The organism is Streptomyces sp. NRRL F-5122, assembly GCF_001507435.1.
In the GTDB taxonomy this organism is placed as follows: Bacteria; Actinomycetota; Actinomycetes; order Streptomycetales; family Streptomycetaceae; genus Streptomyces; species Streptomyces lannensis.
Window position 1 is genome coordinate 38,669 of sequence record NZ_LMWH01000255.1, and the last position, 10,409, is coordinate 49,077.

Below are 10,409 nucleotides of genomic sequence, written 5' to 3' on the forward strand. Positions count from 1 at the left end.
GACAAGATGGGTGACGAAGCAATGACCTCCAGACGTGAAGTCCTCAAAGCGACCGGAGCCCTGATGGGCGCCACCGTCCTCACCGGGGCGCTGTCCGGGGCCTGGACGGCCTCGGCGGCGCCGCGAGGCGCCGACCGCCCCGGGGCGCTCCCCAGCTACCTCCCCGAAGGCCTCTACAACCGTCGGCAGCGCTGGCTGCGTTCTGCGTCGGCCGGCCTGTTCCTGCACTGGGGCATGCGCACCTTCCCCGGCTACACGGACGCCGCCTCCTGGGAGGATGCGATCACCGGCGGCGGCTGGGACCCCAACTATTGGGTGGACGAAGCCCGCAAGCTGCACGCGAGCTACCTGGTGCTCGCCTCCTTCCACAGCAGGCTCGGCTACTCGCGGGCATGGCCCTCGAAGATCCCCGGCAGCGCCAGCACCAAGCGCGACTTCCTCGGCGAGCTCATTGCCGCGGCCAAGGCCAAGGGGCTGCATGTCATCCTGTACATGACCGACGACCCGCAGTGGCATGCCGAGGGCGGTCACGAACAACTGGACTCCGCCGCCTACTCCGCCTACAAGGGCAAGCAGGTCGATCTCACCACCCGGCCGGGCTTCGGCGAGTACAGCTTCGACAACTTCGTCGAGATCATGAACAACTACCCGGACCTGGCAGGCTTCTGGATCGACAATGACAACGAGTACTGGGAGCAGAACGGGCTGTACGCGCTGATCCGCCAGCGGCGACCCTCGTGGCTGCTGTCGAACAACAACGAAGACACGCCCATCATGGACACAGTCAGCAACGAGCAGAAGGTCGGCATGGTCCCGGCCTACGACTATCCGGCCGCGGTGTGGACCCCCATGCCCCGTCTCACCGAGGCGTGCTACAAGCTTCCAAGCAAGGGACAGTGGTGGTTCGACGGCTCCGACTCGACCGTCGACCACGGACTCAACGTCGGCCGCTTCATCACCAACGCCGGATCCTCCATCAAATCGCTGATGGCCGAGACCGCCCAGGTGAACGGCCGATTCCCGGCGAACCAGGAGGCGTTCAACAACTTCCTGGCCAGTTACCTGCCCGCGATACGCGAGTCGATCGACGACACCTTGGGCGGCGGCTACATGTACGGCGGACTGCAGCCCGGGGCGTGGAACGACGGCGCCTACGGAGTCGTCACGATCAGCAAGAAGGATCCGTTCCTGCAGTACGTCCACGTCACCACACCACCCACCACCGGCATCCTCACGATCCGCGACAACGGTTACAAGATCGTGCGCGTCACCGAGCTCCGCTCCGGAGAGCGGCTGCCGTTCGAGCAGAAGGACGGCCGTGTCACCATCAGCGGCATCGCGGCCTGGGACCCGTACGACACGGTCCTGCGGGTGCACACCGCCGCTCGTGAGGGGCTCTACCCGCAGCGGCAGATCACCTCCACGGCGAGCGCCGCCGCCGACGGTTTCCCGGCCACAGGCCTCACCGACGGCTCCTTCGTGACCTGGTGGGACAGCGGCGAGGCGCTGCCCGTCACGGTCACCCTCGACCTCGGCCGGCGACTGCCGGTCAGCTTCCTCGCAATCAACCAGCGTGAATGGTCGCCGACCTACAATCGCGAGACCTTCGGACGCAAGGAGGATTCGGCGCGCATCAAGGACTACGAGGTATATGTCAGTGACGACGGGAACGAGTGGGGCGCACCCATCCTGACGGGTGTCCTGGAAAGTGCCCGTGGTGTTCGCTTCATCGATCTCGACGTCCCCCGCACCCGTTACGTCCGGCTCACCGTCAATACGACCTGGGCAGCGGCCACCGTCCCGGCGTTCTACCAGAAGCTGGGCATCGACGAGATCCGCATCGGCTGGCGCTCGCCCGTCGGCCATGATCACGTCGACTGAGCAGATCCGATTTCGACCCGGCCGGCGTATGGACGTCGGCCGGGTACACGGGGCCGGCTTCCACTCCTCCTCGAACCGGCCGAGCGGCGCATCCAGCCGCGACAGTCAGCGCTCGACGAACGTGGTGGACACGTCGACTTCCCGGGCCGGCCGTCCCGACGCAGGCGGTTCCACCACGCTGGGGGGTCTTCATCGGCCGAGTCCGGACGGGGCGGTCGGCTGCGGCGCTCGCTTGCACCAGCCCTTGTGCACAAGGAGCGTCACGCACGGGCCGGACGGTCGCATCACGTCTCGGGTCTCGTACTCTTCGCACTCGCGGATCGGCTTGTCGCAGCGAGCGTAGATCACCGGGCAACCCCATGGCCGGCGCGGCGGGCTGCGGACCATGCGCTGCGCAGTCGGCTCGCTTCGGGGCAGGCGACAGCCGTTGTCCTGCGGCAGGTGCGGCAACCGCAGCAGTGGTTGGTAAGGACGCAGTCGGTCGGGTGATCGACTACGACCCGACGCGGCCCAAGTGGGAGCAGATCGTAGACGTGCTGCGCGCCCGCGTCGCCAGCGCGAGTACCCGCCTCGCACGCTGATCAGCGAGGTGCAGTTCGAAAGCGAGTTCGGCGTGGCCCGTGGCACCGTGCGCAAGGCGACTGCTGCGCTGCGGGACGAGGGCTTTATTGTGACAACGCCCGGTATGGGCTCGTTCGTCGCCGAGCGGGCGTGACAACCCCTTACACGGCCCGAAGGGTGTTCCGCCGCATCTCGATCACGCGAGCACGCCTCCCGCTCCGTCCGCGTGGCCGCAGAATGCGGATAGGGAGGCGTCCCCTGCGTTGACTTCCGGCAGCCTGGGTTATGGGGACCACCAGGCCGTGGCGGGGTCACTCCCAGCCTGACTCGGCAGCAAGACGCTGGCCACCCGGGAGCATCCATACAGTGGGCAAGCGCGACGAAAGCGCCTCAGTACACCTCAGCCCAGGATCCGAATACGTGGCACGGCATGCTCCATGGCCGCCTGTGTTGAGTGGGTCGGCGTCCATGCGAGGCCAGATCCGTGGTCGGGCCGACCGCGGCCTCTGGGCCCCCACCGTCACCACGGTCGCGCTCGCATGGTCGGCAGCGGACCCCGGAGATTCCCCCAAGGGGCGGTTGCACACCTGGCGGCGCGGCTCGCCCACCGTTGCGCAGATGGCCCGGGCCGGCGGCAGAAGCCGGCCACGCGCCCCTTGGCATCCCGGACTGCGCGGCCGGATCTCCGAAACAACGCATTTGCCTGCGCACTGCCCCGCGACAGTCATGGAGGTGATTGCGCACGATCTCTGGGCTGCGCAGCCCAGGCCGAGATTCGCTCGCCGCATGCGCAATCGCTGACCGGCTCGCGGCGCAAGTCGGCAATGGTTCATTGCCGCGAAACGCATTGTCGCGCAGGACAGGCTTCGTGAACGGCCCAACTGGTGCCGGTTTCCACGGGACTTCGAGGCGGTCGGCGCCCAACGGCGCGCGCGTGGTGCCCACTGTCAGGACGGCGACTCCTCCTCCCGGGGCAGGCTCTCCGCGGCCGGTGTCTGTGCGCTTGCGGGCGGCGCACGGAACAGCAGTCGGGCCGGGATCGCCAGCAGCCACCAGAACTTGGCGAGGTCCGGCGAGAAGAACGCCACCGGGACCGAAGCCTCGAAAACCAGAATCAGCAGGGCGGCACGGCGGACCGCCTCCCTCAGTTGCGCGGGCGTTGCGTGCGAAGCGGCCAGGGCGGGGGCGGCCAGGAGCCGTAGGTACATCGCGCACAAGAGAGTGATGGTCAGGGTGATCGCCGCCGCGTACACAACGGTTGCCGTGGTGGTCCCGCCGTACTCGCTGATCAGCCGGGTCGGGTAGGGCAACGCGGCCACGACCGCAAGGAGGGCGAAGTACAGGTACAGCAACCAGCGGTCGACGGTCGAGATCAGACGGAACAGGGCGTGCTGGGCCAGCCAGAGTGCTCCGATGACGGCGAAGCTGAGCAGATAGGCGCCAATGGCGGGCACCGATTCCCGGACGGCGTGCGCGACTTCCGACTCGGGCAGACCTTCCGGGACGGTGATCTCAAGTGCGAGCAGGGGTCGGCCACTCCTACGGCGGCATGGTCATCACCAACGCGGCGACGCAGAGCCCCAATGTGAAGGCGCTCGTCTACGACGACGCGTACATCCCCGCCGAGGGCGAGACCGTGTTCCAGATCAACGGAGCCGAGCCCGGCTCCTGCGTCACGGCCGAACCGTCGACCTTCCTGAACCTGGTGCCCTACCCGGGGGGACCGTCCGGCGACGTCGACGCCTACCTCAAGTGGGCTCCGAACGGCGCGTACAAGGGCCTCCAGGACTGCTTTGCCAATGGTGTGCCCGCCGTCCAGGCGCGTCTCGTCGCGGCGGGCCAGCGCCCCTTCGCGGTCAGTGCGGGTTCGGAACCCTCCGGCGCACCCGTGTGGAAGTCCCTTCCGTCATGGGCCGTCGTCGCTACCACCGACCATGTCATCGTCCCGGCCGAGCAGCGCTTCATGGCCCGGCGTGCCGACGCCCACATCACCGAGGTGAAGGCGGGCCACCTGTCGTTGATCACCCGCCCCGACGTGGTCACCCGAGTCATCGCCGCTGCCACCCAGTCCGTCCGCTGACCGTGCGAGCCGCGCGGAGCACGTCCGGGCACCGCCGAACGCGACATCCGCTCGGCATCCCAGCCGGAGGAAACGGGCGGCGGTGATGGCCAGAGCACCACCGCGACGTCGGCTACCCATCACTGTTGTTCGTGCTCCGGTCCTGCACGCGGCTCCGCACGAACACCCTGCGGCAGGGATCGGCTGCCCGCGCGCCCCTGCCGCGGGCACTACGTCTCAGCGGCAGACGTGGGGCCGCGCCTCCCACGGCCTCTGCCGTGGGAGGGGGTCGTTTCGGGTGGGCAGCCCCTTGCGCGGGGCCAGGTGTCGAGGGCGAGGGCGACGATGTCACCTTCAGCGATGTGGTGCCCACGGTCTGTGGCGGCCCGCGCTGCATCAAGCCGGTAGTCAAGTTCGATACGTGCAGGAGAGCATTGACTGCCGACCTGTGCGATGGTCGGAAGTGCGCAAGGTGACCCTGCCGACCTGACAATGAGTGCTATGAGAACTGCCGGCCGATCCCAGAGCGCCGACGCTCAGATGGTTCCTGCCGTCCAGGGAGGGATCGTCTCCCGCCCCGCGCTCTTCGCGCAGCTTGGGAAAGCGGCGCGCGTCACCACGATAGCGGCGCCGGCCGGCAGCGGGAAGACAGTCGTGCTGCGGTCCTGGATCCGCGAGGCAGGCCTGGCGGAGCGTGCCGCGTTTGTCTCGGTCCAGCGCGAGGAGAGCGATCCGCAACGGTTCTGGATCGCTGTGTGCGACGCGCTGCGGGCCACGGCCGCCGGGTCGGACCTGGTGCGGCCGTTGACCAAGGCGCCGGACCTGGACGGGTGGACGATCGTGGAGCGGCTGCTGCAGGACCTGGCGCCGCTGGGGGACCACGTCTGGCTGATCATCGACGACCTGCACGAACTGCGCTCGGCCGAGGCGCAGCGCCAGCTGGAGCTGCTGGTGATGCGCGCGCCGGCGGAGGTGCGGTTCGTGCTTTCCACACGCCGGGACTTGCGCCTGGGACTGCACCGGCTGCGGCTGGAGGCGGGACTCACCGAGATTCGCGCGGACGGTCTGCGGTTCAGCCTGGAAGAGGCGCGGGCGTTGTTTCACGGCGCCGGGGTGGAGCTGTCCAGGTCAACCCTCGCACGGCTGCATGAACGGACTGAGGGATGGGTTGCCGGGCTACGGCTGGCTGCTTTGTCGCTGGCCGGGCATCCGGACCCAGAGGGGTTCGCGGCCGGATTCGCCGGCAGCGAGCGGACGGTGGCCGATTACCTGCTGGCCGAGGTGATGGAGCGGCAGAGCGAGGAAGTCCGGCGGCTGCTGCTGCGGACCAGCGTGCTGGAGCGGGTCAACGGTGAGCTCGCCGACCTGCTGACCGGGGGTTCCGGCGCGGAACGGGTCTTGCAGGACCTGGAGCAGGCCGGGGCGTTCGTGGTCTCGTTGGACGCGCGGCGGTCCTGGTTCCGCTACCACACGATGTTCGCCGACCTGCTGCAGCTGGAGCTGCGACGCACCGCTCCGGAAGAGATCACTGCGGTGCATCGCGCCGCGGCCGGCTGGTACGCGGAACACGGGCATCCGGTGGAGGCGATCCGGCACGCCCAGGCGGCGGGGCACTGGGGTCCGGCGGCCCGCCTGCTGTCGGACCACTGGATCGGCCTCGGATTGGATGGGCAGGCCGCCACGGCCCACGCGCTGCTGGCCGGATTCCCTGTCGGGGTGATCGCGGCCGACGGAGAGCTCACCGCGCTGGCCGCGTTCGATGAAGCGGAGCATGGCTCGCTGGGGGAGGCGGAGCGGCAGCTGGCCCTGGCTACCCACCGCTCGGAGTCGGTGCCCCGTGACCGGCGTGAGCATTTCGATCTGACGGTTACCGTGCTGCGGCTTTTGCTGGCCCGCCAGCGCGGCGACCTGCCGGCCGTGGTCGAGGAGGCGCAGCGGCTGCTCGCCTCAGGTCACGCCCGGGACGCGGCGGAGCCCGAACGTGGTGATGAGCTGCGCGCGCTGGCACTGATCAGCCTGGGCATCGCCGAGACCTGGTCCGTTTGGTATGAAGACGCGGACCGGCACCTCGAGCGGGGCGTCGCGCTGGCGCACCGGATCGGGCGGCCGTATCTGGAGATCCTCGGGCTGGCGCATTGGGCGGTCGCGTTGCTTAGCTGGGCACCTGCTCCGGCCGCGGAGCGCGGCGGGCAGGCGATCGAGCTGGCCCGGCAGCACGGCTGGACCGAAGAGCCCATCGTTGCGGCCGCGTACCTGGCGCTGGGCGCGCATCTGATCTGGCGGGGACGGCTCGACGAGGCGGAGTCGTGGCTGGAGCGAGCCGAGCGCGCGGTGCGCCAGGAGGCCGATCCGGTGACCGGACTGATGCTGCACTATGGCCGCGGGCTGCTTGAGCTCGCGCGTGGCCATGACGAGGACGCGCTGGCCGGTTTCCGCTCCGCCGGGCGCATGAGAGATCTGGTCGTCGCCCATCATCCGCTCGCCACGAAGGCGCGAGCGTTCCAGCTGCACACGTTGGTGCGGCTCGGCGAAGCGCAGCGCGTCGAACGGGCGCTGGCCGAAATGGAACCGCCGGAGCGCGAGACCGGGGAGACTCGGGCCGCCCTGGCGGCGCTGCACCTCGCCCGGGAGGACCCGCAAGCGGCGACCGCCGCGCTCGCGCCAGTCCTCGACGGCTCTGCCTCGCCCATGGAACCCCGCGGCTGGCTGGTTCAACCCCTCTTGCTCGAGGCGATCGCGCGCGACGCGCTCGGCGACCCGGCCGCCGCCGGGCGCGCCCTTGAGCGCGCGCTCGATCTCGCCGAGCCCGGTGCCACGGTGCTGCCCTTCCTCCTCCACCCCGCGCCGGAAGTGCTCGAGCGCCAAGCCAGGCGCGCAACTGCTCATGCAGCCATGATCTCCGAGATCCTCGACCTCCTGGCCGGAAAACAAGGAGAGCCTGAAGCCGGCGAGCCGGCGCGTCTGCGCGAGCCGCTGACCCACAGTGAGATCCGAGTCCTGCGCTACCTGCCGACGAATCTGTCGGCGCCGGAAATCGCCGACGAACTGTCCCTGTCGGTGAACACGGTCCGGACGCACATGCGGCATGTGTACGGGAAGCTCGGCACGCACAGCCGTAGCCAAGCTGTGGAGCGGGCCCGGGCCCTCGGCTTGCTCGCACCCTCTTCACGCAGGCCCTGAGCCAGGTCTCAGACGTCGCGCTCGCTACGGATGCGGTTGCTCGCGGGCTCGCCGCCGCAGCGACGCAGCTCGATCAGCTCCAGGCAGAGCGCTTCGATCCGGGCCAGCACGCCATGCAGCGCGGCCTGATCGGGCAGCGTCCCGATGAGCAGGGTGTCGGCTCCCTGGATCTCGGCGTGCAGGCCGGGAAACGCGCCAAGGAGCCTCTGGCTCAGCTGCCCGCGCACGCGGATCTCGTACCATGCGGACTTCGTCGGATGGTTCATCGCGTCACCGTTCCGACCAGAATCTGGGCTGCTCCATGCCGGGCGGTCACTCCGGGCGTCAAAGGGATGGGCCCGGCGCCTGCCGGCGCCAGGCTCATGGGTGGTTCGCACCGCCGGTCAGGACTGACCCTCGCGGACGCCCTTCTCGATCCTTTCGCCAAGCGTCTGGTCGACGTTCTTCCAATACCGGAAGGCGCGCTCGAGCACCGGCTCGGACACGCCGCCCAGCAGGTGGCCGGTGATGTTGGACACCAGCCGGTCGCGAGCGGCGTCGTCGAGGACCTCGTGGACCATGGTGCGGGCCTGCCCCCAGTCGTCGTCGCCACGGCGCAGCGTGTAGGCGGCGCGGACCATGTCGCCGTCGGCGGACCAGTGAACCTCTGCGGCGGCGGCCGGGTCGGCCTGCGGGCCGCCGTAGGAGTTCGGGGCGTACACCGGGTCGGAGACGTTGCGGATCCGCATCGCGCCGTCCTTGGAGTAGGAGTGCACCCCCGCCTTGGGGGAGTTCACCGGGATCTGCTTGTAGTTGACGCCGAGCCGGGCGCGGTGCGCGTCGGCGTAGGAGAACCCTCGGGCCAGCAGCATCTTGTCCGGCGACAGGCCGGTGCCGGGCACCTGGTTGTTCGGCTCGAACGCGGCCTGCTCCATCTCGGTGTGGAAATCGGTCACGTTGCGGTTCAGCGTCAGCCTGCCCACCTCGTGCAGCGGGTAGTCGCCGTGCGGCCACACCTTGGTTAGGTCGAACGGGTTGAACCGGTAGTTTTTGGCCTCCTCGAACGGCATGATCTGCACCTTCAGCGTCCAGCTCGGGTACTCCCCGCGCTTGATCGCCCCGTACAGGTCACGCCGGTGGTAGTCGGCGTCCTTGCCGGCCAGCTCGTCGGCCTCGGCCTGGGTGAGGAACTCGATGCCCTGGTCGGCGATGAAGTGGTACTTGACCCAGAACAGCTGACCGTCGGCGTTGAGCCAGGAGTAGGTGTGGCTGGAGTACCCGTTCATGTGCCGCCAGGTGCGCGGGATGCCCCGGTCGCCCATCAGCCAGGTCACCATGTGCGCCGACTCCGGGGACAGGGTCCAGAAATCCCACTGCATGTCGTTGTCCCGCAGCCCGCTGTCGGCGCGGCGCTTCTGGGACCGGATAAAATGCTGGAACTTCAGCGGGTCGCGGATGAAGAACACCGGGGTGTTGTTCCCCACGATGTCGAGATTGCCCTCGGAGGTGTACAGCTTCAGAGCGAACCCGCGCGGGTCCCGCCAGGTGTCCGGGCTGCCCTGCTCCCCGGCCACGGTGGAGAACCGGATGAGCGTGTCGGTGCGGGTGCCGGGCTGGAACACCGCTGCCCTGGTGTAGGCGCTGACGTCGTTCGTGACCTCGAAGTACCCGAACGCGCCGGCTCCCTTGGCGTGCGGCTGGCGCTCCGGGATCCGCTCCCGGTTGAAGTTGGCCATCTGCTCGATCAGGTAGTGATCGTGCAGCACGATGGGGCCGTCGGGGCCGACGGTCAGCGAATGGTCGTCGCTGGCCACCGGGATGCCGGCATCGGTCGTGGTGGGCTTCGGTTGCGTGCTGGTCATGGACATTTTCTCCTCTTTGCGGGTGGAACCCGGGGTGGTGATCGACCCGGGGCCCTTCTCGGTGCGTCCGTGGGCGGGCGATGGCCCGCCCACGCTTGATCACTTGTCGCCGGGGTTGAGGGCCAGGAAAGCCACTCCCGCCGCGATGCCGGCGGCCAGCTGGACGACGAGGTAGACCCAGACCGTCGACCAGCCGAACAGGCCGGCGACGGCGCCGCCGAACGCGACCGCCGGGTTGAAGACGCCGCCGGAGATGCCGCCGACGGCGAACGCGCCGGCCGCAACGGTGAACCCGATCGCGAGCCCGAAGAACCCGTTGCCGGGCTGGTCCTTGCTGGTGGCCACGTTCAGCACCACGTAACACAGGGCGAAGGTGACCAGCAGCTCGGCCACCGCGGCGGCCGCCTCGGTGTGCCCGGACAGGGTCAGGGTCCTGACCGACGCGGGGTTGACCACGGCGCGGGCGATGGCCCCGGCGACGAAGCCGGCTACCACCTGCGCGACCCAGTACGCGACGGCGTCCCGGATTCCGATCCGGCGGCGGACCATCGCCGCCAGCGTCACCGCCGGGTTGTAGTGGCCGCCGGAGATGTGCCCACCGGCATAGATCATGACCATCAGGGTCGCGCCCGCCGCCAGCGGCACGAACGTGCTGCCGCTCAACACGGCCACACCGACCGCGAACGTCAGGAAGAACGTGCCGATGAACTCGGTGACGTATTTTCGTGCCGCCATTCCGCGCTGCGGGACAGGACGCGCGAAAATCGGCGCTCCCTCCCGTGTGGTTACTCCTGCCATTTTTCGTGTGCTCCTTTGCCTGCTGTTCAGCTGGGCATCGTTGCCTGCGCCCATTCCGGTGCGGCTTGACCGACCGCATTCAGCCTCAC

At 69.0% G+C, this 10,409-nt stretch carries 8 protein-coding genes; 4 read left to right on the forward strand and 4 right to left on the reverse strand.

From position 1 onward, the window contains the following. Window positions 1-21 precede the first annotated feature (21 nt). Window positions 22-1,881, forward strand: a complete 1,860-nt coding sequence (locus ADL25_RS33640) for an alpha-L-fucosidase (protein ID WP_079050737.1) — start codon at window positions 22-24, stop codon at window positions 1,879-1,881. A gap of 589 nt (window positions 1,882-2,470) precedes the next feature. Further along, window positions 2,471-2,596 carry a hypothetical protein gene (locus ADL25_RS51960; RefSeq protein ID WP_324614081.1) on the forward strand — a complete coding sequence of 42 codons (126 nt, stop codon included), beginning with the start codon at window positions 2,471-2,473 and terminating at the stop codon, window positions 2,594-2,596. 793 nt (window positions 2,597-3,389) lie between these two features. On the opposite strand, the gene ADL25_RS33650 is transcribed toward ADL25_RS51960, so the two are convergent. Continuing rightward, entirely contained in the window at window positions 3,390-3,968 is a 579-nt protein-coding gene (locus tag ADL25_RS33650; RefSeq protein WP_079050734.1) for a TMEM175 family protein, read from the reverse strand. Here ADL25_RS33650 and ADL25_RS33655 point away from each other — a divergent pair. Next, window positions 3,959-4,522, forward strand: coding sequence for an alpha/beta hydrolase (locus tag ADL25_RS33655; protein WP_059131690.1), 564 nt, complete (start codon window positions 3,959-3,961; stop codon window positions 4,520-4,522). The genes ADL25_RS33650 and ADL25_RS33655 overlap by 10 nt on opposite strands. Window positions 4,523-5,002: 480 nt before the next feature. Continuing rightward, the gene (locus ADL25_RS33660; RefSeq protein WP_159045055.1) at window positions 5,003-7,681 is read left to right on the forward strand and encodes a LuxR C-terminal-related transcriptional regulator; all 2,679 of its coding nucleotides are present in this window, start codon (window positions 5,003-5,005) and stop codon (window positions 7,679-7,681) included. 8 nt (window positions 7,682-7,689) lie between these two features. On the opposite strand, the gene ADL25_RS33665 is transcribed toward ADL25_RS33660, so the two are convergent. The 3 genes from ADL25_RS33665 to ADL25_RS33675 all read right to left on the reverse strand — a co-directional run bounded on the left by ADL25_RS33665 (window position 7,690) and on the right by ADL25_RS33675 (window position 10,320). Next, the gene (locus ADL25_RS33665; protein ID WP_059131692.1) at window positions 7,690-7,947 is read right to left on the reverse strand and encodes a hypothetical protein; all 258 of its coding nucleotides are present in this window, start codon (window positions 7,945-7,947) and stop codon (window positions 7,690-7,692) included. A 117-nt stretch (window positions 7,948-8,064) separates the two neighbouring features. Next, window positions 8,065-9,522 carry a catalase gene (locus ADL25_RS33670; RefSeq protein WP_059131693.1) on the reverse strand — a complete coding sequence of 486 codons (1,458 nt, stop codon included), beginning with the start codon at window positions 9,520-9,522 and terminating at the stop codon, window positions 8,065-8,067. A 99-nt stretch (window positions 9,523-9,621) separates the two neighbouring features. Then, on the reverse strand, window positions 9,622-10,320 hold the full coding sequence (locus ADL25_RS33675; protein ID WP_199839251.1) for an aquaporin: 699 nt from the start codon (window positions 10,318-10,320) through the stop codon (window positions 9,622-9,624). Window positions 10,321-10,409: the final 89 nt, after the last annotated feature.

What these genes read in the sequence shown, in the direction of transcription:
- ADL25_RS33640 (WP_079050737.1), top strand. Translation starts at nt 22, where the DNA reads ATGACCTCCAGACGTGAAGTCCTCAAAGCGACCGGAGCCCTGATGGGC.
- ADL25_RS33660 (WP_159045055.1), top strand. Translation starts at nt 5,003, where the DNA reads ATGAGAACTGCCGGCCGATCCCAGAGCGCCGACGCTCAGATGGTTCCT.
- ADL25_RS33665 (WP_059131692.1), bottom strand. Translation starts at nt 7,947, where the DNA reads ATGAACCATCCGACGAAGTCCGCATGGTACGAGATCCGCGTGCGCGGG.
- ADL25_RS33670 (WP_059131693.1), bottom strand. Translation starts at nt 9,522, where the DNA reads ATGACCAGCACGCAACCGAAGCCCACCACGACCGATGCCGGCATCCCG.
- ADL25_RS33675 (WP_199839251.1), bottom strand. Translation starts at nt 10,320, where the DNA reads ATGGCAGGAGTAACCACACGGGAGGGAGCGCCGATTTTCGCGCGTCCT.